This window comes from Streptomyces sp. NPDC000348 (genome assembly GCF_042898795.1).
Classification (GTDB): domain Bacteria; phylum Actinomycetota; class Actinomycetes; order Streptomycetales; family Streptomycetaceae; genus Streptomyces.
This window is the reverse complement of record NZ_JBIAZD010000009.1, coordinates 87,696-113,400: the sequence shown is the minus strand read 5'-3', so window position 1 is coordinate 113,400 and position 25,705 is coordinate 87,696. Positions and strand designations below refer to the sequence as shown.

The following is a 25,705-nucleotide window of genomic DNA, read 5'->3' as shown; positions in this document are numbered from 1 at the left end:
CCCCCCCCCCCCGGGGCCCGCCCCCCCCCCGGGGGGGGCCCCCCCCCCGGCCCCCCCCCTCACTTTCCCCGGGGGGCCCCCCCCCCCGCCGCCCCCACCCCCCCCCCCGCCCCCGGGGGGGGGGGGCCGGCCCCCCCCGCCCCCCCCCCCCGCACGACCTGCCCGTGGCCCGGCCGGCCACGTGTGGCGACGAACCCCGGCGTCCACCCGGTGCACCGGGGCCCGAGCCCGCTCCGTGGTCCGGCGGGCCGCTCGGCTCATGCCGTGTGGATCTCCAGGGCGGCACGCACGGCGGACTCCACGGCTCCCTCGATCCACGCCGGCTTGACGGACGTGTGGTCCCCGGCGAAGTGCAACGGCCCTTCGCGCGTGGGGATGGCGGGCAGCAACTCCGTGTGCTGCCCGGGCAGGAGCACGGACGCCTCCCCGTAGGCGTAGGGGTCGCGCAGCCAGCTCTGCGTGCGGCCCGCGCCGGTGTAGAACACCTCGATGCGCCGGCCGTAGACCTGCTGGAGGCCGCACAGGGCGTGCGGGTACCGTGCCTCGTCGTCCAGGGAGTCCCAGCGCAGCGCGTCGTCCGCCCAGCTGTAGGACGCCAGCACCACGCCCCCCGCGCTGCCGGGAACCGGATGGGAGGGGTGGAACATGAACCGGTTGGCGTTGTCCGACACCGATCCGCCTCCCACGACGCCGACCGCCTCCGGCTGGTCACGCACCAGCGCGCGGTGGGCCGCGTAGTGGGTGCGCTGGCCCGCCGAGATGTGCCCGGCGGGCACGGAGGGATGGGCGCCGAGCAGGCTGCCGTCCGCGGCGGCGCGGCCGGTGCGGTAGGCGTCGTACAGACCCGGACCGACCGCGTCCAGCTCGCGCTTCCAGTCGGCCTCGTCGAACTCCCACCAGCGGCGGCTGAACTCCAGCAGCACCTTGGTCGCGCTGTCGTAGTGCAGTTCGCAGACGGCACGGCGCTTGCCGTACGACAGGGGAGGCTCGATCTGCACGTGGCGCAGTCCGGAGAACGGCACCGTCACCACGGCGGCGTCCGCGGTGAACTGCTCGCGCACGACGGGTCCGTCGCGGCCCTCGGACACGGTGTCCACCCACACGTGCGGCCCCTTGCCCCGGACGTGCTCGGTGTCCGGCGAGGGGCGGCCGGGGTGGTGGTACTCGATGCGCGTGACACGGCGGTCGAACCGCACCTCCTTGCGCACCCGTTCCAGCAGGGCGTCCGGCAGTACGGCCGTGCCGCCCTCCAGTTCGTAGAAGGGCGTGTCGGGGCTGATGAGGGAGGAGCCGATGAAGCTGTGGATGAAGGACAGGGGGAGACGCGAGGTGAGGTTCTCCAGGGTGCCGATCAGGTCGATGGTCCGCTCGTCGAAGCCGGCGTGCTCGGTCAGGAAGCGGAACATCGACCAGTCACCGAACCGCTGCACCACGCGGGCCCAGCCCCGCAACCGCTCGGGGAGCGGCTTGCCGACCCGCTTGCCGTCGCGGCCGACGTGGCTGAACTCGTCGCGCACCGGATCCAGCGCGGAGCGCAGGATGGCGGCGGCGGGGGTGTCCCAGTGGGCCCGGGGCACGCCGAAGGACCGGTTCACGCGCCGGGGCGCGCGGGCGTAGTCGGCGCGCCGCACGCGGATGCCGTTGACGTGGATCCAGGTGCGGTGGGCGGGGCGCCCCTCGGTGTCGACGTCGACGTAGTGGAAGCGCCGCTTCTTCAGGTCGAACCGGTCGATCAGCTCCATCACCAGGGGATGGCTGCCTGGGATGCGCATCGCGCCCGCCTCGGCGTACTGACGGGGATCGGCGAAGGGCTGGCCGGCGTGCTCGTGACCGCCGTTGCGGAAGGTCTTGATGCGTCCGCCCGCGCGGTTGCCGTTGGCCTCCAGCACCGTCACCCGGTGACCGGCCTCCTTCAGCAGCCAGGCGGCCACCAGTCCGGCCGGACCGGCGCCGACGACCAGGACGTCCACGGGGCGCGTCCGCCGGTGGGCCGGCAGTCCCTCCCGGAGGACACGCAGGTAACGCGGGACGAGGGGGCGGTCGTCGGAGTCCAGGACGAGCAGTGCGCGAGCGACGGCGAGGCACCGGTCGAAGCCGGGCGCACGGCTCCCGCCCGGGGCGGCCGGGGCGGCCGGGGCGGGCAGGGCCGCGGCGGCACCGCCGGTCAGGGCCGTGGCCACCGTGGCCGTGCCGGCCGCCGCCGCGAAGCCCCTCCGGGAGAAGCCGCCGTCCGAGCGCACCATCGCGTGATCTTCAGTCATGGCGGTCTTTGTACTGACGGCCGTGACCGGATGCCCGTCTTTCGGCGCGCAGTTGACCCGAAGGAGCGAAGACGGCGACGAGCCCTGACGCCGCGGCGGGTCCGCCGGCGCGGACGGCCCGGGACCCCGAAGGGATGAATGCCGGGCAACCCGCCGGTGCCGGCGCGCTCGGTTCCGCACACTGCCAGATGCGTATCCACATCCGTGCTCTCCGGCGGACCCGCGCGGCGCATCGCGTACGCGGCGTCGCCCCGGACCCACCAGGAGTGCGGGGCGACCGAGGGGGGAAGAGGGTGGCGCTGCCGCGCACTCGGTTCGGCGACAGGGCCCGTTACTGGTTCGACAGCACGCTGACCCGCGGCGCGTCCGCCCTCGTCGGCTGGATGGCGCTGTTGTGTCTGGCCGTCGTCGTGCCGGCCAGTGCGGTGCTCGTGTGGACCGACCCCGACGCACCGGCGTCCCTGACGGACCGGTTCGCGCAGGTGTGGCGCCTGACCGGGGAGACACTGCGGCTGGGCGGCTCGACGGGCACGCCGCTGCGGGTGACGATGTCGCTGCTGCTGGCGCTGGTCGCCCTGCTGTACGTCTCGACCCTCGTCGGTCTGATCACGACGGCGCTGACGGAGCGGCTCACCGCGTTGCGCCGGGGCCGTTCCACGGTGCTCGAGCAAGGGCACGCCGTGGTCCTGGGGCGGTCGGAGCAGGTCTTCACGGTGGTGAGCGAACTGGTGGCCGCCCATGCCAACCAGCGCCGGGCGGCGGTGGCCGTGCTGGCCGACCGGGACAAGACCGCCATGGAGGAGGCCCTGAGCACGAAGGTGGGTCCCGTCGGCCGTACGAGGCTGATCTGCCGCAGCGGGCCCACCACCGACCCGGCCGTGCTCGGCCTGACCAGCCCGGGGACGGCCGGTGTCGTGCTGGTGATGCCGCACGACGAGCCCGACGCCGACGCCGAGGTGGTCAAGACGCTGCTGGCGCTCAGGGCGGCCCTGGCCGGGGAGGCCGCCCTCCCGCCCGTCGTCGCCGCCGTCCGGGACGACCGTTACCGCCTGGCCGCCCGTCTCGCCGCCGGACCGGGCGGCGTCATCCTGGAGAGCGACACCGTCACCGCCCGGCTGATCGTCCAGGCCGCGCGCCGCCCCGGGCTCTCCCTCGTCCACCGGGAACTCCTCGACTTCGCCGGCGACGAGTTCTACCTGATCACCGAACCGGTCCTGGCCGGGCGGCCGTTCGGTCACGCGCTGCTGTCCTACCCGACGTCGAGCGTCGTCGGGGTGGTGCGCTCGGGCACCCCCCTGCTCAACCCGCCGGAGCGGACGCCCCTGGCTCCGGACGACCTGCTCATCGTCATCTCCCGCGACGACGACACGGCCCGGCCCGGTGACTGCGCGGAGTTGGTCGAGAAGGAGGCGATGGCGTCCGGGCCGCCGACGCCCGCGCGGGCGGAACGGGTTCTGCTGCTGGGCTGGAACCGCCGGGCGCCGCTCGTCATCGACCAGTTGCGCCGCCGCGCCCGGCCCGGCTCCACCGTCGACGTGGTGGCGGACGGTGACGAGGCGACGGTCCGGGAGGTGGACGAGGCCGGCGCGGACGGCGGCACCGGCCTGGCCCTGACCCTGCACCACGGGGACGTCACCCGTCCCGAGACCCTGCGGCGTCTGGACGTCCACTCCTACGACAGCGTGATCGTGCTGGGCCGGGACCCCGCTCCCGGACAGCCGCCGGACACCCCTGACAACCGCACGCTCGTCACCCTTCTGCTGCTGCGTCAGCTGGAGGAGGACACCGGACGCGAACTGCCGGTCGTCACCGAACTGATCGACGACCGCAACCGGGCGCTGGCCCCCCTCGGCCCCGGGACCGACGTGATCATCAGTGGCAAGCTCATCGGCCTGCTCATGGCACAGATCTCCCGGAACCGCCACCTGGCGGCGGTGTTCGAGGAACTGTTCTCCGCCGACGGCACCGGGGTCCGTATGCGGCCGGCCACCGACTACGTGCTGCCGGGGTGTGAGACGTCCTTCGCCACCGTCGTGGCCGCGGCGCGTCACCGCGGCGAATGCGCGATCGGTTACCGGGGTCACGACGGCTCGTCCGCGGGTCCCGGCCACGGTGTGCGGATCAATCCGCCCAAAGCCGAGCGGCGCCGGTGGACGGCCGCGGACGAGGTGGTCGTCATCGGTAAGGACTGAGGGGCGGTTCCGGTACTCGGACAACGGGTGCCGGAACCGGAAGCCCCTGGTGTCGGGCTCCGCGTGCCGTCCACCGGAGTCCGGCGCGAACCGGTCGTCCCGGCGGGACCGTCAGGAGGCCCCGGCTCCCGCGGGACCGGCCTCGAAGGCGCGATCGGGTCGGTTCCTACGCGCCGCCGTCCGCCGGCCCCGTGGGGGACGGGTCTCGCACGCCGAGGGCCGCGTCGGCGGCCCGCAGATGGCGGGCGACCGGGCCGTAGGAGACCAGGCCGCTGCCGCCGCCGGCCGACTCGCCGTGGGCAGCGGCGAGTTCGTCACGGGCGCGGCGCAGGACCTCCTGGTGTCCCACGGCCGCGGCGGTGCGGGCCAGTACGCACCAGAGCGCCTCCTGGAGGAGGTCGTGGGGTGGGCGGGGAACCGTCGTGAGTGCCTGCCGGGCCCGTCCGGTGGCGCCGGAGGAGGCCAGCAGCAGGGGGGCGAGCCACGGCCGGTAGGGGCCGGCGTCGAGACCGGCGAAGTCGTCGGGGTCGGGCAGGGCGTCGCCCCGCAGCACCGGGACGAGCGCGACGAGGACGGCCGCTCCCCGGGTGAGTCCGGGCATGTCGTGGTGCGCGGTCTCCGCGAGGAGCTCCGCGTACCGGGGGCGGGCCGCCGTCCATCCGTCGGTCTCGCAGGTGCGCAGGGCCCGGTACCAGGAGGTGAACACCGCGGCGAGCGGCCGCTCGTTGCGGTGCGCCAGCCGGTCGATCTCCTCGGCCTGCGCGTCCGCCGCCGTGAGGTCACCGAGACCGGCGAGGGCCTGGAGGCGGACGAGGCGGCCCAGGACCTCGTGGCCGGGCAGGTGGTGGTCGACGGCCAGCCGGGTCAGTTCGGCGCCGAGAGCGTCCCGGTGGGCGGCCGATCCGCAGGTGGCGAAGGACTGCATGAAGGCGCCGTTGAGCGCGAACGCGAGCACCGCGGGGTCGCCGAGGCGGCGGGCCAGGCGGACGGCCTCCTCGGCGGCGCGTTCGGCCCGCAGCCGCCACGGTTCGGCGGCGGACGCGGCGGACGCCCGGGGAAGCGGTGCGTCCGCAGCGGCGTCACCGCGTGACTCGACGGCGACGACCGACAGCAGCCGGGCCCGCAGCGCGGGCGGTCCGCCGGGGCCGAGCCGGGCGGCGGCGCGGGCCGCGGTCCGGACGAGTTCGCCGGCGTGGGCGGGGTCGTCGGCCCGGGTCCAGACCGCGGGGACGTCGTAGGAACCGATGATCCTCGCGGCCAGTTCCGTGTCCCCGGTCGTCTCGGCCGCGGCGACCAGCTCGCGCCTGTGCTCGCGCGCCTCCCGCAGTCCTGCGGCGCCGGTCACCGCGAGGTCCCGCAGCAGACCGGCGGTGGCGTGCAGCCGGGCCCGGGACCGGGCGGGCACCGAGCGGTCCCACGCGGCGGCCGTGCGGTCCCAGACGCCGTCCGCCGCCCCGGTCGGCTCGGTCGCGGGTCCGGCGGTGCCGCCGAGCACGCGGGCCTCTGCGCGTGCCAGGGCGGCTCCGGGGTCCGACCCGTACGCGCCGGCGAGGGCCCGACGGGCGTGCCGCAGGGTCTCCAGGGCCTCGCCGCGACGGCCGGAGCGGTCCAGGGCGGTCGCCAGCAGCACCCACCCGTCCTCCCGCCCCGGGTGCGCGGCGACGTGGGCCCGCAGATCGACGACGGCGTTCCGGGCGGCGCCGGTGGCCAGGAGGGCGTCGGCGCGGCGCTCGACCGCGTCGAGGCGGAGCTCCTCCAGCCGGGCCTGTTCGGCGGCGGCCCACGCGGCGGCGGGGAAGTCGGCCAGGACCGGCCCGCGCCACTGGGCGAGCGCCTCGTCCCACAGGGCGACCGCCGCGCACGGTGGCGCCTCGGCGGCCCGCGCGGCCGCGTCCTCGAACCTCCAGGCGTCCACCGCCTCGCGTCCGGCGCGCAGGACGTATCCGGGGCCGTCGGTGACCAGCAGCCGCGACGGCCGGCGGGCAGGACGCCCGGGTTCCAGGGCCCGGCGCAGCGCCGCGACGAAGGTGCGGAGCGCGCCGACCGCGCCGGCCGGGGGTTCGTCCTCCCACAGGTCGGCCACGAGCCGGCCGACCGGGACCACCCGGTTACGGGCGATCAGCAACCGTCCGAGCACCTCCCGGTGGCGGGGCGCGCCGAGCGGCAGGGACACGCCGTCGGAGTCCCGGGCGGCGACCGGCCCCAGCAGTCCGAACTCCACGCCCACGGCACGGTCCCTTCGCGGGCGGCGCCGTCCCCGGGTGCCGCGTCTCCACTCATCGATCGCTGATCCGGAGCCCCCAGCCTGGGTGACGTCCCCGGACGACCCGGACCGCCGGGCCCGGAACGTCCACTCTGCCACGAGCCACAGGAGTCGCTGTGACACACCCGGGCATCCCCGGATTCACCGAGCACCGCGTACCGGTCGCCGACGGCCTCGCGCTGAACGCCGCCGTCGGCGGCAGCGGTGCTCCGGTCGTGCTGCTGCACGGTTTTCCGCAGACCCACCTGATGTGGCGGCACGTCGCCGCCGATCTCGCCGCCGACCACACCGTCATCTGCCCGGACCTGCGCGGCTACGGCGCCAGCGACAAGCCCGCCGAGAGCGGCCCGGACGTCTACTCCAAGCGCACCATGGCCCGGGACGTGGTCCGTCTCGCCGCCGGACTGGGGCACGGCCGCTTCGTCCTGGCCGGCCACGACCGCGGCGCCCTCGTCGCCTTCCGCGCCGCGATGGACCACCCGGGTGCCGTGTCCCGGGCGCTCTTCCTCGACGTCCTGCCGACCCTCGACATGTGGCACGCCCTGCGCGGCGTGTCCGGCGCGGTCGGCTTCCACCTGTATCTGATGGCCCAGGCCCCGGGCCTGCCGGAGCAGATGATCCAGGCGTCCGCCGACGCCTTCTTCGGCCACTTCCTCGACGCCTGGACCCGCACCCCGGACGCGATCCCCGCCGATGTCCGCGCCCACTACCTCGCGGCGTCCGCGGCGGCCGTGCCCTCCATCGTCGCCGACTACCGCGCCTCGGCCGGCGTGGACGTGGACCACGACACCGCCGACCGGGAGGCGGCCAACCGGCTGGCCATGCCGGTCACCGTCCTCCAGCAGGACTGGGGCGCGGCACTCGGCTACCACGCCCAGGGGCTGTGGCGCGCCTGGGCCGAGGACCTGCGGCACCGCACGGTCTCCTGCGGTCACTTCATGGCCGAGGAGGACCCCGCGCTGGTCGCCGGCGAGATCCGGGCCCTCCACGACCGCTGACGCCCGCCGCCCCACTGCCTCCCCGGCCGGGACGGCGGGAGCGGGCACCGCGCCGTCACGCGCGGGCGGCCCCGGTGTCACGGGCCGGCCCGGACGGTCCGGGTGGGCCTGGTGCGGCCTCGCGGGGTCGAGAGGACGTCCCGGCCGGTCCGCACCGCGCCGGACCCCGCTCGATGAAGGCGGGGGTGCTGTCCGGCCCGCCGCACGACCGCGTCCCCGGCCGTGCGGCGGAGGCCGCCGCCCCTCCCTCCGGGCTGTGCGCCGGGCAGGCCGCTCGGCGGACGGGACGCGCGCCCCGTTCGTGGTGACGGCCGCGGCGGGCCCGTCAGGCGCGGTTCCGTGCGGGCTCCGGGCCGGGGGGAAGGGCCGTTTCGCGGCGGCGGAGCAGCAGGGGGGTCGCCAGCAGGAGCACGCCGGCCAGGCCGATGGCCGTGCGCGGGCCGAGCAGGCTGCCCAGCACGCCCCACAGGGCCGTCAGGAGCGCGGTCGTGGCCCTGGTCGTCACCGCCCAGGCGGTCAGCGTGCGGGAGACCCGGTCGGCCGCGGTGCGCCGGAGGCGGTAGGTGGCGTGGACGGGGTTGAAGACCCCGCAGCAGAGGATGAGCCCGAACTCGACGCCGATCACCAGCAGCAGCCCGCCGGTGCCCGGCCCGGTGAGGACCAGGCCGATGGGCCAGAGCGCGCGCAGCGAGCCGGCCCAGGCCAGGACCCGGTGCTGTCCGAACCGGGTGACGAGCGGCCGGGCCAGCCGCGCTCCGAGCAGCCCGCCGATCGAGGGCGCGGCGAAGGCCAGGCCGTACTGCCACGGGGCGAATCCGAGCCGTCCGAGCATCAGGACGGCCAGCAGCGGTTGGACGGCCATCACCAGGCCGTTGAACAGGGCGGTGTTGAAGAACAGCGGACGCAGGGCCGCGTCGGAGAGGATGTACCGCCAGCCGTCGAGCAGGTCCCCGGCGCGCGTGCGCGCGGCCTCCCGGCGCTCGGGCCGCGGCTCGTGCCCGCCCGCCGCGCGGATGCCCAGGGCCGAGAGCAGGTGGCTGACCGCGTCGGCCGTCACCGTCGCCACCGGACCGAGCAGCCCGAGCGCCGCGCCGCCCAGCGGCGGTCCGACGATCGTGACCGTCCAGGTCGTGGACTCCAGCCGGGCGTTGGCGACGAGCAGGTCCTCGGCCGGCAGCAGATTCTTCAGGTACGCGCCGGAGGCGGCGCGGAAGGTGATGTCGGCCGCCGCGACGACGGCCGAGACCAGAAGGAGCTGGAGGAAGGTGAGCGCGCCGAGCGCGAACGCGGCGGGAACCGTCAGCAGCGCCGCGAACCGCGTCAGGTCCGTCGCGATCAGCACCTGCCGCTTGCGGCGGAACTCCGCCCACGGACCGAGCGGCACAGCCGCGGCCGCGCCCACCGCGGCCCCCACGGAGGACAGCGCGGCGACCTCGGCCGGCCCGGCGTGCAGCACCTGGACGGCGATCACCGGGAACGCGCCGAAGGCGAGCCAGGTGCCGAGCGCGCTGGTCCCGTACGCCGCCCAGAGCCATCCGAACCGCCGCCCCGGCCGATGTCCCACCCGGTGCCCGCTCCCCATGTCCGGTGCTCCCCGTCCTCCGGCCGCACAACCGATCCGCGATCGGGAACATCCAAGCGAGGACTGCGGCCCGGGATCAAACAACCGCAGGACCACGGGCCACAACCACCGGTTGTGACCTTAGGGTGTCGGCGTGGACCTCGACGCCGTACGGACCTTCGCCGCCGCCGCGGACGCGGGGCGGTTCCAGGAGGCGGCCGCCGAGCTGGCGATCACCCAGCAGGCCGTCTCCAAGCGCATCGCCGCGCTGGAACGCGACCTCGGCGTGCGGCTGTTCACCCGCACCGCCCGCGGCGCCCGGCTCAGCATCGACGGGCAGGCGTTCCTGCCCCACGCGCGCGAACTGCTGCGCGTCGCCGAGCGCGCGGAGGCGTCCGTGCGCCCCGGCCGCCGTCCGCTGCGCGTCGACGTGATCGCCTCGCGCAGCGCGCAGTCGAACCTGATGCGCGCCTTCCACCGCGCACACCCCGAGATCGACCTCGACGTGATGATGCTGTTCGACATCGAGACCGCCGTCACCGCCATTCGCTCCGGTGCGGTCGACGCGTCCTTCCGCGCCGTCGCCGCGCCCGGCCGGCCCCTTCCCGAGGACATCGTCTCCGTCCGGGTGCTCGACGAGCCGCTCCAACTCCTCACCGGCCCCGCCCACGCACTGGCAGGCGCCCGGTCGGTGACCGTCGCCCAGCTCACCGGGCACCGGATCTGGATGCCCGGCATCGCCCCCGGTACCGAGTGGGGCGCCTACTACGACGACCTCGTCGCCGAGTTCGGCCTCGTCATCGAGGTGACCGGCCCCAACTTCGGCTCCGACGCGCTCCTCGACACCATCTCCGACACCCCGGCCCTGGCCACCTTCATGGGCGAGCACACCCGCCTCATCTGGCCCGCCGGCCACGACCTGCGCCGCATCCCGGTCACCGACCCGACCCCCGTCTACCCGCACTCCCTCCTGTGGCACCGCGACAACCCCCACCCGGCGCTGGCCGTCCTCCGCGCCCACCTCGCCGCCACCTCGGCGGGCCACGGCGCCGCCGGGACCTGGACACCCGGCTGGGTGACACCGCGCTGAGCGCCGCCGGCTCCCCCGGACCGTGGAAAACCCGTCATGAGCCGCTCCACCGGCGGTCGGCCGAGGCAGTCCGTACGCCCCTCGTCGTCGAGGACGAGGGGCGTCGCTCCGCACAGTCGAGTCCGCCCTGGCCTGGTCCTCCCGGAGGAACGCGGGGCTGCCCGGCGACCCGTCGGGCAGCACCGCCCACGGTGCGGGTGAGGGCTTCGTGGGCCGGGCGTTCCCGGCGAGAAAGCCCTGCGGCATCGTCCGGATCGAGCCGTGCCCGCCCGACGCTCCTTCGTGTCGGGCGGCACCGCCGGGGGTGAACGGGAGGCGCGTCGTGAAGCGGGCGCCCCCCGCGACGGGCCGCGTCTCGGCGACCGCCGGAAGCGACGCTGTTCGACGGCGTCCACGGGCTGGTCCCGGCCGGTGCGCCGGCGGCCCGGTACCCCGCTGCCCGCCGGTCGGGGCGCGCGGGCAGCGGGGACCGTGGACGGACGGGTTCGCTCGGTGCGGGATCACCGACATGCCGGCCGGCCCGGTGATCCTCGCGGCGAACGCCCTGGCCAGGCAGCGGTCACGCCTGCCGGCGCCCCTCTCCGCCGGCGCCGCCGCGGCCGCGCTCCGGCTCCCCCGTGAGCCGTGTTTCCAGGCGGTAGTCGACGGTGACATCACGGTAGTCCCGGCCCGGCACGACCTTCCCGGGAAGGTGGTCCCGATCACTGCGACTCGTCGACTCCCGCTCCCCGGTGCCCGGGAAGCGGACGGCTGTCCGGGGTTCCTCCGCGAAACGGAGGCGCTCGGCGTGGACCGTCGACCGGAACGAGACGTCCCGCACCGTGCTCTCCGTTCGTGCCCCTCCCCGGCCGACGCCGTCCGACGCCAGGGCGTCGGCCGTTCAGGGCGGCTCTTCCCGTTCGCCGGTGGCGCGGCGGCGACCGGGCCGTGGTGGCGGCTTCCCGTCCTCGGCGCGCACCCGGCGCTTGCGGGTGCCGCCCTCGTTCCGGGCGGTCCGGTCCCGGTGCGCCTCCCCCGGCCTGCGCGCACTCCGCGCGTCCGACTCGGTTCGGCGTACGGTGCCGCCCTTCCGGGCGGCTCCGTCCGTCGCTGCCGTCGCGTCCGCGGCTTCGTCCACGGCACTCCCGGTGATGTCGCCGACGTCCTCCACCGCGCGTCCGACGTCACGGCCCACGTCCCGGACGGCCCTGCCGGCGCCCTGGCCCACGTCCCGGACGGCAGCCCCGGCGCCCTGGCCCACGTCCCGGACGGCAGCCCCGGCACCCGTGCCCAGCTCGCCCACCGCTCGTCGGGCTCCACCACCGACGTCCTGGACGGCGGAGCCGACCCCTCGCGCCAGGTCACGCAGGATCTCCGGATTGCGGTCGAGCGTGGTGAGCACCCGATCGACGATCGCGGCGACGTTGTCGAGACGCACCTTGAGCCGGGCCTGTGCCTCCACGCCCGAGATACCCAGGTGCACGCGGCCGAGGGTGACGTCGGCCCCCACGCTCAGCCTCAGCAGATCCAGCACCTCGGTCTGCAGGGAGACGTGCGCCCGCAGGTCCTCGACGTCCAGGTCGATCTCCTCGACCTTCAGCACGGGAACGTCCAGGAAGACATCGGGGTCCGCACCGGCGGCCACGGCGGCTCCACGGGCGGCGGCCGCGTCCTCCGTCCCGTAGGAGCCCGGCTCCTCGTCGTACGGCTCCGGCTGGGTGTACTCCTCGAGGTCCTCGGCGTCGGATCCGTCGCCGTACGGGTCGCCCTCCTCCGCGAGCGCCTCGTCGTTCCCGGTGTCGTCGTCCATCACCGCACCTCCCGGTTCGCCGGTCCTCTCGTCCCATCTTGCTGCGGCATGAGGATCAACGCGCGGCCTGCGCCACCCTGCGGCACGGTCCGGACGCGCCCGGGTGCCCTGGGTTCAGGGGGTTTCGGCATGTCCCGCCAGTGCGGCGGTGTCCGTCCGGGCGGTGCCGTCCGCCCCCGTGGTGGTGGCCCGGGGCCCCGCCGTGGTGCGGACCGGCACGGTGAGCACGGCGAGGCAGCCGACGACCAGGGCGATGCCGGCCCATCCCGGCAGGGGCAGGCGTTCGCCGACGACGAGCACGGCCAGGACAGCGGCCACGGCGGGTTCCAGCAGCGAGAGGGTGGTCGCGGTGCTCGCCGGGACGTGCGCGAGGCCCCAGCCGAACAGGACGTAGCCGGTGAACATGGGCACCAGGGCCATGTAGACGCCGACGGCCGCGTTGGACCAGGAGGCGAGGAGCGGGCCCCCGGTGACCAGCAGCACCGGCATCAGCAGCAGTCCGCCCAGACCGAAGACCGTCCCCATGGCCGCGCCGGAGGTGACACCGCGGCTGATCAGACGGTGGGCCGCCCAGGAGTACAGGGCGTAGGTGAGCCCGGCCACCAGGCCGAGCCCCACACCGAGCACGGTCTCCCCCGCGGACCGGCCCCCGGAGCCGGAGCCGGCGGCTTCGGCCGCGCACAGCAGCGCCGTCCCGGACAGACCCAGCACCGCGCCGGTCGTCCAGCGCCGGGTGAGGCGGCGCCCGTCGGCGACGCGCTCGATCAGGGCCGAGGCGAGCGGGGCCGAGCCGATCGACACCACGGTGCCGGCGGCGACCCCGGCCAGGTGCATGGAGGAGTAGAAGGCCGGCGGGTAGGACCCGACCGACAGCAGGCCGAGCAGCACCACACCCTTGTGCGCACGCAGCCGGGGAGCCTCCCGGCGGATGCGCGGGGCGGCGACGAGGGCCTGGAGCAGCCCACCCAGTCCCATGGCCACGGCCCCGATCGCGAGCGGGCCCACCGCGGGGGCGAAGGTCGCGGCGGTGCCCGTGGTGCCCCACAGCACCGACGCCACCAGCACGCACACCGCCCCCGCCGTGCCGCCGGGTGTCCGGCCCCGGGTCACAGCCGGTCCAGCAGGTCGGCCGCCATCGCCCGGGCGTGCTCCAGGCGCGTGCCCGCGCCCTCCAGGCCGGCGCGGGCCATCGCCCCCTCCAGCAGGAACGCCAGGTGTTCCGCCACCGTGCGCGCCTCCCCGGCTCGCCCGGGCAGCAGCTCCTCGAGATGGCCGGCCAGCAGGGACTCGACCTCCTCCTTGTGCCGGCGCACCACGGCCCGGCCCTCGTCCCCGGCGGGCAGCTCGGCGGCCGCGTTCAGCAGGCCGCAGCCCCGGAACCCGTGCTCGTAGGCGTGGGCGGCGTGATCGGCGTACGCGTCGAAGACGGCCAGCACTCCCCCGCGACCGTCCCGGGCCTGCTCCAGTCTGCGCCGGTACAGGCCCAGCCACTCCTCGTGCCGTGCGTCGAGGTAGGCCCTCACCAGGTCGGCCTTGGAGGAGAAGTTGTTGTACAGGCTCATCTTCGCCACGCCTGCCTCGGCGGTGATCGTGTCGATGCCCGTCGCCGCCACACCGTCCGCGTAGAAGCGGCGCGCCGCGGCGGCGAGCAGCTTCTCACGCGCGGTCCCCCGTCGTGTGCCGGGGCGCCCCGCCGCCGTTCCGGTCTCGCTCATCGCAGCCCCTCTCCCTTGTTAGGTAGGTCAGTCTACCCAAGGAGTGGGGGCGTCCTTCCCGGCGGCCGCCCCACCGCCCGCGGTCCTCGGGGCCGCAGGCGTCGAGACGGTTGTCGCCGCGCGCCCCCCGGGCGACGATGTCCCCCAGCGCATCGCCCCGCGGGAGGCCATGGTGACCGATCCCTGGGTGGCCCTGGAGCCAGGAGCCGACCCTGCCGAGCACGTCCGCGTGCTGCACCGGGCGCACGAGACCTTCGCCGAGGCCGGTACGGTGCCGCGCCCGGTGCGCGGCGTGGTCGCCGAGTCGTGGCGGCGTTCGGCACGCGCCGGGGTGCACCCGGACGGCACCGCCGACATCGAACTGACGGGCAGTGACCTGGGGGCCTGTCGGGCCGAGCATCCGCTGGCGCATGTGATGCCGCTGTTCCGGGAGTTGCTCGGCACGTTCGCCTCCGACGGCCGGCACCTGCTGGCGGTGTGCGACGCGCGCGGCAGGCTGTTGTGGGTCGAGGGGCACGCGTCGACGCTGCGGCAGGCGCGGCGGATGAACTTCGTGCCGGGCGCGCGGTGGTCGGAGACCGCGGTGGGGACGAACGCGCCGGGCACGGCGGTCGCCGTGGGCCGTCCGGTCCAGGTGTTCGCGGCCGAGCACTTCGTGCGGCGCGCGCAGCCGTGGACGTGCGCCGCGGCCCCGGTCCACGACCCTCGCACGGGCCGGCTGCTGGGCGCCGTGGACATCACCGGCGGGGACGGCCTCGCGCATCCGCACAGCCTGGGGTTCGTGCAGGCCGTGGCACGCGCGGCGGAGTACCGGCTGGCGCTGCTCGCCCCCGGGGGCCGGGCTGCCGGCGGGCTCGGACTGACGGCACTGGGCCGCGACCGGGCGGTGCTGACGACGGAGGGCCGCAGGATCCGGCTCAGCCGCCGGCACAGCGAGATCCTCGTCCTCCTGGCCGGGCATCCCGACGGTCTGACCGGTGACGAACTGCTGTGCGCCCTCTACGAGGACGAGTCGGTGACACCGGTGACGCTGCGCGCGGAGCTCGCCCGGCTGCGCCAGGTGCTCGGGCCCGGGCTGCTCGCGTCGCGGCCCTACCGGCTCACGGTGTCCCCGGAGTCGGACGTCGCCGTCGTCGAGCGCCGGATGGCGGCCGGCGCGGTCACCGCGGCCCTGGCCGCCTACCCGGGCCCGCTGCTGCCCTCCTCCCGGGCCCCGGCGGTCGTACGGCGCAGGCGCCGCCTCGCCGACGGCCTGCGCGCCGCGCTGATCGCCCGCCCGGACCCCGACCTGCTGGCCGACTGGGCCCACGCGCCGTGGGGCGAGGAGGACGTGGAGGTGTGGCGGGCGCTGGCCACGGCCCGGCCGACGGCCATGAACCGGGCCCGTCTGGCCGCGCTCGAATCGGAACTGGGGGCCCCGGACGGCTGGGCCCGGTAGCGCCGCCGCTCCCCCGCAACGTGGTTGCAACGTCCGCCTCCCTACGCTCCGGCGCAGAGTTGCCCAACGGCGGGCAGCGCTGCCGAAGGAGGCCAGTTCCGCATGACCCGTTACGCGGCGCCCGGGAGCGAGGGCGCGATCGTCTCCTACCAGTCCCGCTACGACCACTTCATCGGCGGGGAGTACGTGCCTCCGGTCAAGGGGCGGTACTTCGAGAACCCGAGCCCGGTGAACGGGCAGCCGTTCGCCGAGGTGGCGCGCGGCACGGCGGAGGACGTCGAGGCGGCGCTCGACGCGGCGCACGCGGCCGCGCCCGGCTGGGGGCGCAGGCCGGTGACCGAGCGGTCCGACGTCCTGCTGAAGATCGCCGACCGCATGGAGGCCAACCTGGAATCACTCGCGGTGGCGGAGAGCTGGGAGAACGGCAAGCCCGTGCGGGAGACCCTGGCGGCCGACATCCCGCTGGCCATCGACCACTTCCGCTACTTCGCCGGTGCCGTGCGCGCCCAGGAGGGCTCGCTCAGCGAGGTCGACGGCGACACGGTCGCCTATCACTTCCACGAGCCGCTGGGCGTCGTCGCCCAGATCATCCCGTGGAACTTCCCCATCCTGATGGCGACGTGGAAGCTCGCGCCCGCCCTCGCCGCGGGCAACGCGGTCGTCCTCAAGCCCGCCGAGCAGACGCCGGTCTCCGTCCACTACTGGCTGAGCCTCGTCTCCGACCTGCTGCCGCCGGGCGTGCTGAACATCGTCAACGGCTTCGGTCCGGAGGCGGGGAAGCCGCTCGCCTCCAGTCCGCGGGTGGCGAAGGTCGCCTTCACCGGCGAGACGTCCACGGGACGGCTGATCATGCAGTACGCGGCCGAGAACCTGAAGCCGGTCACGCTGGAGCTGGGCGGCAAGTCGCCGAACATCTTCTTCGACGACGTGTGGGAGAAGGACGACGAGCTGCGCGACAAGGCCCTCGAAGGGTTCACGATGTTCGCGCTGAACCAGGGCGAGGTGTGCACGTGCCCCTCCCGGGGGCTGATCCAGCGCGGCAACTACCCCGATTTCCTGGCCGCTGCCGTCGCCCGCACCGAGCTGATCAGGCCCGGGCACCCGCTCGACACCGACACGATGATCGGCGCGCAGGCCTCCAGCGAGCAGCTGGCCAAGATCCTGTCCTACATCGACATCGGCCGGCAGGAGGGCGCCAAGGTCCTCACGGGCGGCGAACGCGCGGAGTACGACGGCGACCTGAAGGGCGGCTACTACGTGCGGCCGACCATCTTCGAGGGGGACAACCGGATGCGTGTCTTCCAGGAGGAGATCTTCGGCCCTGTCGTCTCGGTGGCCTCGTTCGACGACTTCGACGACGCGATCAGGATCGCCAACGACACGTCGTACGGCCTCGGCGCGGGTGTGTGGACCCGCGACATCAACACGGCCTACCGCGCCGGGCGCGCCATCCAGGCGGGCCGCGTCTGGACGAACTGCTACCACGCCTATCCCGCGCACGCGGCGTTCGGCGGCTACAAGCAGTCCGGGATCGGCCGGGAGACGCACAAGATGATGCTGGACCACTACCAGCAGACGAAGAACATTCTCTGTTCCTACAGCCCTCGGAAGCTCGGCTTCTTCTAGAGCCTGACGGCGAGAGAAGCTGCAAGGAGAGAGCGCACAGGCGATGGATCATCCGTCCCGCTCTCCGGGTACCGTGAAGGCATGAGTCATCCGCACCCCGAGCTGAAAGCCGCCCCGCCTCTTCCCGAGGGAGGGCTGCGGGTCGTCGCCCTGGGCGGCCTGGGTGAGATCGGCCGCAACATGACCGTCTTCGAGCACGCCGGCAAGCTGCTCGTCGTCGACTGCGGCGTGCTGTTCCCCGAGGAGACCCAGCCCGGTGTGGACGTGATCCTGCCGGACTTCACCTCGATCCGGGACCGGCTGGATGATGTCGTGGCCGTGGTACTCACCCACGGCCACGAGGACCACATCGGCGGCGTGCCGTACCTGCTGCGCGAGCGGTCCGACATTCCCCTCGTCGGTTCCAAGCTGACGCTGGCGTTCCTGGAGGCCAAGCTCAAGGAGCACGGCATCCGGCCGCGCACGGTCCGGGTGCGGGAGGGCGACCGGCGCGGTTTCGGACCCTTCGACTGCGAGTTCGTGGCGGTCAACCACTCCATCCCCGACAGCCTCGCGGTCGCGATCCGCACCCGGGCCGGTATGGTGCTGCACACCGGCGACTTCAAGATGGACCAGTTCCCCCTCGACGACCGCATCACCGATCTGCGCGCCTTCGCCCGCCTCGGCGAGGAGGGCGTGGACCTGTTCCTCACCGACTCCACCAACGCCGAAGTACCCGGCTTCACCACCTCCGAGCGTGAGCTGAACCCGGCGATCGAGCAGGTGATGCGCACCGCGCCGCGCCGGGTCATCGTCTCCAGCTTCGCCAGCCATGTGCACCGCATCCAGCAGGTCCTGGACGCCGCCCACCAGCACGGCCGCAAGGTCGCCTTCGTCGGCCGGTCGATGGTCCGCAACATGGGAATCGCCCGTGACCTGGGCTACCTGAAGGTCCCCTCCGGTCTGGTCGTGAGCACGAAGGAGCTGGAGAGGCTCCCGGACCACAAGGTCACTCTGGTGTGCACCGGCTCCCAGGGCGAACCGATGGCCGCGCTGTCGCGGATGGCCAACCGCGACCACATGATCCGCATCGGCAGGGGCGACACCGTCCTGCTCGCCAGCTCCCTCATCCCCGGCAACGAGAACGCCATCTACCGGGTGATCAACGGACTCACCCGGTGGGGCGCCCACGTGGTCCACAAGGGCAACGCCAAGGTGCACGTCTCCGGGCACGCCAGCGCCGGCGAGCTCGTCTACTGCTACAACATCGTCAAACCCCGCCACGTCATGCCGGTGCACGGCGAATGGCGCCACCTGCGGGCCAACGGCGACCTCGCCATCCGTACCGGCGTCGACCCCGACCGGGTCGTCATCGCCGAGGACGGCGTCGTCGTCGACCTCGTCGACGGGCGCGCGTCCGTCACCGGCAAGGTTCCCGCCGGCAACGTCTACGTGGACGGCATGGAAGTCGGCGGCGCCACCGAGGCGTCCCTCAAGGACCGCCTCACCCTCGCGGAGGAAGGCGTGGTCACGGTGGTGGCGATCGTCGACGCGGACACCGGCACCCTCGCCGAGGCCCCCGACTTCCTGGCCCGCGGCTTCGTCCACGACGACACCACCTTCGAGCCGGTCGTCCCCGTCATCGAGAAGACCCTGGCCACCGCGGCCGAGGAAGGCGTCGGGGACGCGCACCAGCTCGAACAGCTCATCGCCCGCGCCGTGGCGAACTGGGCGTTCCGCACCCACCGCCGCAAGCCCCTCATCATCCCCGTCATCATCGACGCCTGAACCACAGCCCGGCAGCACGGTCCCGGTCCCGGCCACGGGGCCGCCGGCATCGAGGCCGGGCACGGGAGTCGGCAGCCACCCCAGCCGCCGGGGTGGCAACGCCGGACCCCGGCCGGCAGTCCGTAGTCCGATCCGTTGGTGATCTCGACAGTCTCGTTCCCTGAGGAGAACGCGGCGGCTGTGACCACCGGGCCGAAGGTCTCCTCGTTCGCGACGCGCATGCTGCGGGTTCTCGGCCACCTGAACGGGAGGGGCCGACGGACGGGCTCAACCCTCTGGGAGTGCCGGAGGCCGGGAAGTGGCCGGGGATGCCGCCGGCGCAAGCGATCATCCCGCCAGGGCGGAGACGACGGCGCACACGGAGCGCACGACGTCCAGCGGCTCCTGCGTGCAGGCGAAGCCGGTGCCCCGCCGACCGGCACACCGCGTCATTCCGAAGGAATGCGAAACTCGAATTCGGGACGGTCCCACGGCACGGCGGGCGGGTTCGCGAACGCGGTCCCGGTCCGCACCGCACCGACGCGGTGGTAGAAGTTTTCGGCGGGAACATGCGACACGACCTTGAGACGGTCGAGCCCGGCGGCACGGGCCTCGGACTGCATGTGAGCCACGAGCAGCCGTCCGATACCCCGTCCTTGGGCTTCGTCGGCGACGAACAGCAGGTCGAGCTCCGGTGGCGCGAGGACGAGCGAGTAGAACCCGAGGACCCGGCCTCCGTGCTCGTCGGCGCCGACGGCCACAAAGGTGCGGTGCGCCTCGATGTAATCAGGACCGACCCGGTAGCCCTCGACTGCGGCTGCGTACTTTCCCTCGTAGGCGCCTGAGCCACGCACGAGCCGCGTGAGCCGTTTGGCGTCCCGCGCGACGGCCCTCCGTATCGTGATCGGCCGGCTGATCGGAAAAGGGCGTGAACTCATCGGGAGAGTATGTCGCACCGGGAGTGCCGTCGTACCGCGGGCCGGCTGCTCGGGCAGGCGTTCCTGCACCGCGGAGCTCCTCGGGGGTGGGACGGCCGGCCGGATCCCCGGCGTACGAGCCCGCAGGTGTGGACGGCCTGGGACGCCTCGGCCGGCGCTGCCCCGGGAACCTCAACCGCGCTTCGCTTCCCGCGTATCCGTCCAGCAGCGTGGACGAGGACACCGCCCGGCAGTCCGGGAAGCCGGTCTCAGCCGCCGCGCCGCACTCGGGCCGCCTTGCGGGCCTCCGCGAGCTTGCGGGCCTCGCTGCTCCTGCGGGACGACGACCTGCCACCGGAACCGCTCTTCGCGTCCTTGGTGCTGCCCAGGCCGCCGAACGGGACGTTGTGGTTCTTGGGGCGCGGTACGGCCGGCCCGCCGTCGAGAGGCTTTCCGGAGGGGGCCCTGGCGCCGGTGATGCGGCTCAGCTCCGCCTCGCCGGACCGCACTTTGGTGACCTTGGGGGCGACGTCGGCGTCCGTCATGACCTGGCTCGTCTCGCGGCGCTGTCCCGGCAGGACGAGTGTCACGACGGTGCCGGAGCGGCCGGCCCGGGCCGTGCGGCCCGCGCGGTGCAGGTAGTCCTTCGGGTCGTTGGCCGGGTCGACGTTGACCACGAGGTCGAGGTCGTCGACGTGCAGGCCGCGTGCGGCGACGTTCGTCGCCACCAGCGCGGTGATCTGCCCGTTCTTGAACCGGTCCAGGGTCCGGGTGCGCTGCGGCTGGGACTTCCCGCTGTGCAGGGCCGCGGCGGCCACGCCGCTGGCCCGCAGATGCCGCGTGAGCTGGTCGACGCCGTGCTTGGTGTCCAGGAACAGCAGCACGCGGCCGTCCCGAGCGGCGATCTCCGTGGTCACGGCGTACCGGTCAGGGCCGTGCACGACGAGGACGTGGTGCTCGATCGCGGAGACGGCGCTGGACGAGGGGTCCACCGAGTGGACGGCGGGGTCGCGCAGGTAGCGCTGCACCAGCTGGTCGACGTCGCCGTCGAGGGTCGCGGAGAACAGCATCCGCTGCCCGTCGGCACGGACCTGGTCCAGGATCGCGGTGACCTGCGGGAGGAACCCCATGTCACACATCCGGTCGGCCTCGTCCAGGACCGTGATGCGCACCCGTCCCAGTCGGCAGCCCTTGCGCTCGATGAGGTCGTGCAGCCGACCGGGCGTGGCGACGACGATCTCGGCGCCGTCCCGCAGCACGGCGGCCTGCCGTCCGAGGGACACTCCGCCCACCACGGTCGCGAGCCGCAGCCGCAGCGCCTCGGCGTACGGGGTGAGCGCCTCACCGACCTGCTGCGCCAGCTCCCTGGTGGGCACCAGGACGAGCGCCAGCGGCTCTTTCGGCTGCGCGCGCCGCCCGGCCGTCCGGGCGAGCATCCCCAGGCCGAAGGCGAGCGTCTTGCCGGATCCGGTGCGGCCCCGGCCCAGGACGTCCCGTCCCGCCAGCGCGTTCGGCAGCGCCGCCGCCTGGATGGGGAAGGGCACAGTCACACCCTGCTCATCGAGCGCCCGCAGAACCTCGGCCGGCAACCCCAGCCGGGCGAAGGACGCCGCCGTGGGCGCTGCCGAAGCGGCGCCCGACGCCTCGGACACATCGCCCTGCCGCCGGGCATCGGCACGTGTTGATTCGCTCACAGAGAGCCTTCCTCCGAAGGGACCGTACCGAGGAAGGCGCGGCAGGGACGCGGCCGCCGACCGGAGACACCCAACGGAGCACCGACACGACGACACAGCAAAAGCGCAATATTAGCACGGGGCCACACCGTCCAGGGCTCCCGTGCCGCGCCGCTCACCCGACGAACGACAGCCGGACCCGCCTGTGCGGAGCCGGTGCCCGGGGACACGCCCGGCATCGACCTCGCCGAAGAAGCCGGGCTTCTTCCAGACGCATGGAAAAGGCGCCTGCCCCGGGCCTCGACTCGTCGGGCGCCTTTCCTTGTCGCGGACGGCGAGGAGCCGGGCCGCACCTTCCTGCGGCTCCCGGTACCGTCGGGGCCGGTGGCCTCGGGCGACACGCTCACCTCCCCGATGCAGGGCCGGCTCGCCCTGCTCGTCCCCGACGAGTCGTCAGGACACCGACGCCCGGGGCGGCGACGCCGACCCTACCGGCGCCACCGCCGGCCTGGGCGGCAGTGACCGTCCGGGTCAGGTGAGGCCGACCGCCGTGAGAGCCAGGGCGGCTCGCAGGGTGGCCGCGGGCCGCGGCGCCGTCGTGAACACCGCGCCTCCGAGGCCTCGCTCCGCGGCAGCGCGGCCGGCGCCGCGTACACGGCCTCCAAGCACGGCGTGGTCGGACTGACGAAGTCCCTGGCCGTGATGTACCGCAAGAACGGCATCCGCGCCAACGCCGTCTGCCCGGGCGGCACCGCGGTGGAGGCCGACCGCACCGCGCACGGCCCGGCGGCGCTCGGCCCGCACTTCGTCGACCTCGGCCGCGTGGCACAGCCGGAGGAACAGGCCGCGGCGATCCTCTTCCTCGCCTCGGACGCCGCGAGCAACGTCAACGGCGCGGTCCTGCCCGTCGACGACGGCTGGTCCGCCGTCTGACACGGCGCCGGTCGCACACGGCGGAACCCACGGCGGGAACCCATGCCCGCGCGGGGGTCCCGGGCCGAAGAACCTCGTCCATGGACTCCTCGCGCCACCGCCTCAGGAGGCCGTGGAAGGCGAAGGCCCCGTGCGGGTAGGCCGTCGGACCGTTCGGCCTGCCACGTCCCTCGCCGTTGTAGTAGCCGGGGGTGCGCTCGGCGTGGAACCAGGCGTGGTCGGGAGCACCCTCCGCCAGGGCGGCGATCCAGGCGTCCTCGGCCTCACGGGACGGTTCGACGAGGGCGTTCTCGGCTTCGGCGGCCGCGACGAGGGCTGCGGCGTGAACGGCGTGCTCGTCCAGGACGTGCGTGAAGTTGACGCTGCTGGCGCTCTGCACGGCTCCCAGCCGGATCAGGTTCGGGAAGCCGTGGCTGGTGAACCCGTGCAGGGTCCGCGGGCCCCGCTCCGCCCACGCCTGCAGCAAGGACATGCCACCCCGGCCGTGGACCGGCAGTCTGCTGGAGTGGACGCCGGAGACTCCGACGGAGAACCCGGTGGCGAAGATCAGGCAGTCGAGGGCGTACTCGGTGTCGCCGACCACGACTCCGTTCTCGGTCATGCGCTCGATGCCGTGGGTGTCCGCGGTGTCGACGAGGGTGACGTTGTCGCGGTTGAACGACTGGAGACACGTGTCGGAGAACGTGGGGCGCTTGCAGGCGTACCGGTACCAGGGCTTGAGCTTCTCCGCCGTCTCCGGGTCGGTGACGATCCGCTCGACGCGGGCGCGGATCTCGTTCATCCTGGCGGCGTCCGCCACCTCGTAGGCCGCTTCGAAGGCCTTCCGGTCGCCCTCGCGGCAAAAGCTCGGCAGGAGCTTCCCCAGAAGGCCCGCGGACTCGGTCCACCGGTCGGCCACGAGGTCCTCCTCGACGTTCTCGCCGGAGACGATGCGCAGGAAGTTGTCGCGGCGCTCGCGCGCCCAGCCCTCGCGATCGGCGCCGACGTCCCGGGCGGAGACCCGGCGACTGGCGCGCACGTCCACGCTGGAGGGGGTGCGCTGGAAGACGTAGAGGTGGCCGGCGTCCTCGGCCGGCTTCGGAACCACCTGAACGCCGGTGGCGCCGGTGCCCACGACGCCCACGCGCTTGTCCGCGAGGCCGGTCAGGCCACCGTCCGGAGTGCCGCCGGTGTAGCCGTAGTCCCAGCGCGACGTGTGGAAGGTGTGCCCCTGGAACCTCTCGATCCCGGGGAGGCCGGGCAGCTTCAGCTCCGACAGGGTCCCGGTGGCCGTGACGACGTAGGTGGCCCGGAACTCGTCACCCCGGTCGGTCGCGACGATCCAGTTCCGGGAGGTGTCGTCCCACGTCAGTGAGGTGACCGCCGTGGAGAACAGGGCATCCGCGTACAGGCCGGACTTCTCGGCGATCCGCACCGCGTGACGGCGGATCTCCTCACCGGGCGCGTACTTCCACTCCGGTACGTAACCGGTCTCGTCGAGCATCGGCAGGTACACGTGCGACTCGATGTCGCAGTGGATGCCCGGGTACCGGTTCCCGTACCGGGTTCCCCCGAAGTCACCGCCCTTCTCGACGCCTGCCGGACGTTCTCCTCCAGCACCGCGGTCGCCACGGCCTCCCGGTCGGGAAAGTGCCGGTACAGAACACCCTGACCGACCCCGGCCCGACGCGCGATCGCGGACAGCGGAGCGTCCAGGCCGTACTCCGAGTAGATCTCCCGGGCCGCAGCGATCAGAGCGGCGCGGTTACGGGCGGCGGCCTTCGGCCCCTCGTTCGGGGGCCGCTGCTCCTCGGGAAGACGGTGCTGCGTCACCCGGAGAGGGTACCGGGCACGGGGATACGGGGGATCCCGACGGCACCACGTCGCGGTGCGACCCGGCCGGCAGCCCGGATTCGCCTTCCCCGTCACAGCACTGGTCGCGGACGGCGGCACCGGGTCGGGCCCGGCCGCGCCCCGCCGTCGACGCACCCCGGCACAGAGCTCTGCATACGGTCCGCATCCCGCGACGTCCGCGGCGACGGCTCGGCCGGCGAGCGCCACCGGGAGATCCGGCACGACCTCTCGGGCCGTCCCGCCGCCGGTGGGCCTACCGCACGGGGGATCCTCCCGACTCGAAGAATTCCCCTCCCAGAAACCTAGCGCACTCGGTTTTTAACATGCATGCTGACGTGGCCCACGCACCCCGTCCCCACGGAGTCCGCCATGAGTGCATCAACCACCCCTGCGCCGAACTCGGACACAACGAGAAAATCGGGCAGCAACGACGCGCGGAACGACGCGCCGCCCATGCCGCGCGGGCTGATCCCGGCCCTGGTGTTCGCGGCGTTCGGCATCTACTCGGCCACGCTCACTCCGACGATCGTCACCCTCGCCATCCGGATCGCCGCCATCGCGCCGGAGAACAAGACGGCCGGCCTCGGTATCGCGATCGGAGCCGGCGCGATCCTCAGCCTGGTGGCGATGCCCCTCGCGGGCACCCTCTCCGACCGGACCCGAAGCCGCTTCGGCCGGCGCCTGCCCTGGCTGCTCGGCGGCGCGGTCGCCGGCCTGGCGGGCCTGGTGGTGACCGGCCTGGCCGACACTGTTCCGCTGGTCGCGGCCGGCTGGGTCGTCGCCCAGGCCGGCTACAGCGCGAGCCTGGCCGGTTTCCTGGCGCTGATCCCCGAGCGGGTGCCGGAGAACCGGCGTGCCAAGGTCTCCGGGCTGATCGGTTTCGTCACCGCGCTCGCGGTCCTGACCGGCATCGCCGGCGCGAGCAGGCTGATCGCCCATCCGCTGGTGATGATGGCCGGCCCCGGCGTGCTGGCCCTGGTCACGGTGGCCGTCCTCGCCGCGGTCGTGCGACGGGGCGAGCCGCCGGTCACGGACACCCCTCCCCCGCTGACCGGCCGCGAGATCGCCGGAATGTTCGTCATCGATCCACGCAGGTACCCCGACTTCGGGTGGACCTGGCTCAGCCGGCTGTTCGTGGGGCTCGGGATGGCCGGGCTGACGACGTACGCCACCTACTTCCTCACCGACCGGGTCGGCTTCGGCATCGAGGACGCCGCCGCCCAGTACGCGACCGCCACCGCCGTCACCACCCCGATCGCGATGGTGTGCTTCCTGGTGGCGGGGGTCGTCTCCGACCGGCTCGGCCGGCGCAAGCCGTTCCTGCTCGCCGCGTCGCTCACCGTCGCCGCGGCGCTGGCACTCGCCTCCGTGACCCGCACCCCCGCCCTGTTCCTGGCCGTCATGGTGCTGTTCACGATCGGCCAGTCGTTCTTCTTCACCGTCGACATCGCCCTGGCGGCCGACGTCATCCCGGACCGGGACCAGGCGGCCAAGGGCATGTCGGTCTACCAGGTCGCCTGCAACGCGCCGAACTCCTTGATCGGGGTCCTCGGCGGTGCCCTGCTCGCCGTCGGAGGCGGCGGCAACTACCCCCTGTTGTTCGGCGCCTGCGTGGTCATCGTCCTCATCGGTGGCCTGCTGGTGCTTCGAGTCCGGAGCGTTCGCTGACC

16 protein-coding genes and 4 pseudogenes are annotated in these 25,705 nt (G+C 74.1%); 8 read left to right on the top strand and 12 right to left on the bottom strand.

Translation table 11 applies throughout. From position 1 onward, the window contains the following. Window positions 1-257: 257 nt before the first annotated feature. Window positions 258-2,261, bottom strand: a complete 2,004-nt coding sequence (locus ACFY3N_RS19240) for a flavin monoamine oxidase family protein (protein ID WP_390817883.1) — start codon at window positions 2,259-2,261, stop codon at window positions 258-260. Window positions 2,262-2,554: 293 nt separating this feature from the next. On the opposite strand from ACFY3N_RS19240, the gene ACFY3N_RS19235 reads away from it, so the two are divergent. Beyond that, the gene (locus tag ACFY3N_RS19235; protein ID WP_390817882.1) at window positions 2,555-4,453 is read left to right on the top strand and encodes an NAD-binding lipoprotein; all 1,899 of its coding nucleotides are present in this window, start codon (window positions 2,555-2,557) and stop codon (window positions 4,451-4,453) included. Window positions 4,454-4,619: 166 nt separating this feature from the next. On the opposite strand, the gene ACFY3N_RS19230 is transcribed toward ACFY3N_RS19235, so the two are convergent. Continuing rightward, on the bottom strand, window positions 4,620-6,680 hold the full coding sequence (locus ACFY3N_RS19230; protein ID WP_390817881.1) for a BTAD domain-containing putative transcriptional regulator: 2,061 nt from the start codon (window positions 6,678-6,680) through the stop codon (window positions 4,620-4,622). A 152-nt stretch (window positions 6,681-6,832) separates the two neighbouring features. Here ACFY3N_RS19230 and ACFY3N_RS19225 point away from each other — a divergent pair, with 152 nt between their 5' ends. After that, the gene (locus tag ACFY3N_RS19225; RefSeq protein WP_390817880.1) at window positions 6,833-7,714 is read left to right on the top strand and encodes an alpha/beta fold hydrolase; all 882 of its coding nucleotides are present in this window, start codon (window positions 6,833-6,835) and stop codon (window positions 7,712-7,714) included. Between the two features lie 325 nt (window positions 7,715-8,039). On the opposite strand, the gene ACFY3N_RS19220 is transcribed toward ACFY3N_RS19225, so the two are convergent. Continuing rightward, window positions 8,040-9,296: an MFS transporter gene (locus ACFY3N_RS19220; RefSeq protein ID WP_390817879.1), complete on the bottom strand. Its 1,257-nt coding sequence runs from the start codon at window positions 9,294-9,296 to the stop codon at window positions 8,040-8,042. Window positions 9,297-9,429: 133 nt separating this feature from the next. Here ACFY3N_RS19220 and ACFY3N_RS19215 point away from each other — a divergent pair, with 133 nt between their 5' ends. Continuing rightward, window positions 9,430-10,365 carry a LysR family transcriptional regulator gene (locus tag ACFY3N_RS19215; protein WP_390817878.1) on the top strand — a complete coding sequence of 312 codons (936 nt, stop codon included), beginning with the start codon at window positions 9,430-9,432 and terminating at the stop codon, window positions 10,363-10,365. Window positions 10,366-10,924: 559 nt separating this feature from the next. On the opposite strand, the gene ACFY3N_RS19210 is transcribed toward ACFY3N_RS19215, so the two are convergent. The 4 genes from ACFY3N_RS19210 to ACFY3N_RS19195 all read right to left on the bottom strand — a co-directional run bounded on the left by ACFY3N_RS19210 (window position 10,925) and on the right by ACFY3N_RS19195 (window position 13,869). Next, on the bottom strand, window positions 10,925-11,185 hold the full coding sequence (locus ACFY3N_RS19210; protein ID WP_390817877.1) for a hypothetical protein: 261 nt from the start codon (window positions 11,183-11,185) through the stop codon (window positions 10,925-10,927). Window positions 11,186-11,245: 60 nt separating this feature from the next. Then, on the bottom strand, window positions 11,246-12,154 hold the full coding sequence (locus tag ACFY3N_RS19205) for a hypothetical protein (protein ID WP_390817876.1): 909 nt from the start codon (window positions 12,152-12,154) through the stop codon (window positions 11,246-11,248). 114 nt (window positions 12,155-12,268) lie between these two features. Further along, complete coding sequence (locus ACFY3N_RS19200) at window positions 12,269-13,219, bottom strand: DMT family transporter (protein WP_390818088.1); 951 nt, start codon at window positions 13,217-13,219, stop codon at window positions 12,269-12,271. A gap of 41 nt (window positions 13,220-13,260) precedes the next feature. Continuing rightward, complete coding sequence (locus tag ACFY3N_RS19195) at window positions 13,261-13,869, bottom strand: TetR/AcrR family transcriptional regulator (protein ID WP_390817875.1); 609 nt, start codon at window positions 13,867-13,869, stop codon at window positions 13,261-13,263. Window positions 13,870-14,041: 172 nt separating this feature from the next. On the opposite strand from ACFY3N_RS19195, the gene ACFY3N_RS19190 reads away from it, so the two are divergent. From ACFY3N_RS19190 to ACFY3N_RS19180, 3 genes are all read left to right on the top strand, one after another. Continuing rightward, window positions 14,042-15,307 (top strand): GAF domain-containing protein, encoded by a 1,266-nt coding sequence (locus tag ACFY3N_RS19190; protein ID WP_390818087.1) that lies wholly within the window; start codon window positions 14,042-14,044, stop codon window positions 15,305-15,307. Window positions 15,308-15,409: 102 nt separating this feature from the next. Beyond that, complete coding sequence (locus tag ACFY3N_RS19185; RefSeq protein WP_390817874.1) at window positions 15,410-16,933, top strand: aldehyde dehydrogenase family protein; 1,524 nt, start codon at window positions 15,410-15,412, stop codon at window positions 16,931-16,933. An 81-nt stretch (window positions 16,934-17,014) separates the two neighbouring features. After that, window positions 17,015-18,700 carry a ribonuclease J gene (locus tag ACFY3N_RS19180; RefSeq protein WP_390817873.1) on the top strand — a complete coding sequence of 562 codons (1,686 nt, stop codon included), beginning with the start codon at window positions 17,015-17,017 and terminating at the stop codon, window positions 18,698-18,700. Between the two features lie 116 nt (window positions 18,701-18,816). Here the strand turns inward: ACFY3N_RS19180 and ACFY3N_RS19175 are convergent. From ACFY3N_RS19175 to ACFY3N_RS19165, 3 genes and pseudogenes are all read right to left on the bottom strand, one after another. Next, window positions 18,817-18,921 (bottom strand): annotated as a pseudogene (locus ACFY3N_RS19175) (aldehyde dehydrogenase family protein); the annotation flags it as partial. A gap of 207 nt (window positions 18,922-19,128) precedes the next feature. After that, the gene (locus ACFY3N_RS19170) at window positions 19,129-19,617 is read right to left on the bottom strand and encodes a GNAT family N-acetyltransferase (RefSeq protein ID WP_390818086.1); all 489 of its coding nucleotides are present in this window, start codon (window positions 19,615-19,617) and stop codon (window positions 19,129-19,131) included. Between the two features lie 248 nt (window positions 19,618-19,865). Next, a complete protein-coding gene (locus ACFY3N_RS19165; RefSeq protein ID WP_390818085.1) occupies window positions 19,866-21,248 on the bottom strand; it encodes a DEAD/DEAH box helicase in 1,383 nt (460 codons plus the stop codon). A 595-nt stretch (window positions 21,249-21,843) separates the two neighbouring features. On the opposite strand from ACFY3N_RS19165, the pseudogene ACFY3N_RS19160 reads away from it, so the two are divergent. Further along, window positions 21,844-22,202 (top strand): annotated as a pseudogene (locus tag ACFY3N_RS19160) (SDR family NAD(P)-dependent oxidoreductase); the annotation flags it as partial. Between the two features lie 46 nt (window positions 22,203-22,248). On the opposite strand, the pseudogene ACFY3N_RS19155 reads toward ACFY3N_RS19160, so the two are convergent. Beyond that, window positions 22,249-23,781, bottom strand: a pseudogene (locus ACFY3N_RS19155) (flavin-containing monooxygenase); the annotation flags it as partial. Then, window positions 23,763-24,014 (bottom strand): annotated as a pseudogene (locus ACFY3N_RS19150) (TetR family transcriptional regulator); the annotation flags it as partial. The pseudogenes ACFY3N_RS19150 and ACFY3N_RS19155, both read right to left, overlap by 19 nt. A 390-nt stretch (window positions 24,015-24,404) precedes the next feature. On the opposite strand from ACFY3N_RS19150, the gene ACFY3N_RS19145 reads away from it, so the two are divergent. Continuing rightward, the gene (locus ACFY3N_RS19145) at window positions 24,405-25,703 is read left to right on the top strand and encodes an MFS transporter (RefSeq protein ID WP_390817872.1); all 1,299 of its coding nucleotides are present in this window, start codon (window positions 24,405-24,407) and stop codon (window positions 25,701-25,703) included. Window positions 25,704-25,705: the final 2 nt, after the last annotated feature.

What these genes read in the sequence shown, in the direction of transcription:
- ACFY3N_RS19195 (WP_390817875.1), bottom strand. Translation starts at nt 13,869, where the DNA reads ATGAGCGAGACCGGAACGGCGGCGGGGCGCCCCGGCACACGACGGGGG.
- ACFY3N_RS19220 (WP_390817879.1), bottom strand. Translation starts at nt 9,296, where the DNA reads ATGGGGAGCGGGCACCGGGTGGGACATCGGCCGGGGCGGCGGTTCGGA.
- ACFY3N_RS19145 (WP_390817872.1), top strand. Translation starts at nt 24,405, where the DNA reads ATGAGTGCATCAACCACCCCTGCGCCGAACTCGGACACAACGAGAAAA.
- ACFY3N_RS19170 (WP_390818086.1), bottom strand. Translation starts at nt 19,617, where the DNA reads ATGAGTTCACGCCCTTTTCCGATCAGCCGGCCGATCACGATACGGAGG.
- ACFY3N_RS19180 (WP_390817873.1), top strand. Translation starts at nt 17,015, where the DNA reads ATGAGTCATCCGCACCCCGAGCTGAAAGCCGCCCCGCCTCTTCCCGAG.
- ACFY3N_RS19185 (WP_390817874.1), top strand. Translation starts at nt 15,410, where the DNA reads ATGACCCGTTACGCGGCGCCCGGGAGCGAGGGCGCGATCGTCTCCTAC.
- ACFY3N_RS19240 (WP_390817883.1), bottom strand. Translation starts at nt 2,261, where the DNA reads ATGACTGAAGATCACGCGATGGTGCGCTCGGACGGCGGCTTCTCCCGG.
- ACFY3N_RS19205 (WP_390817876.1), bottom strand. Translation starts at nt 12,154, where the DNA reads ATGGACGACGACACCGGGAACGACGAGGCGCTCGCGGAGGAGGGCGAC.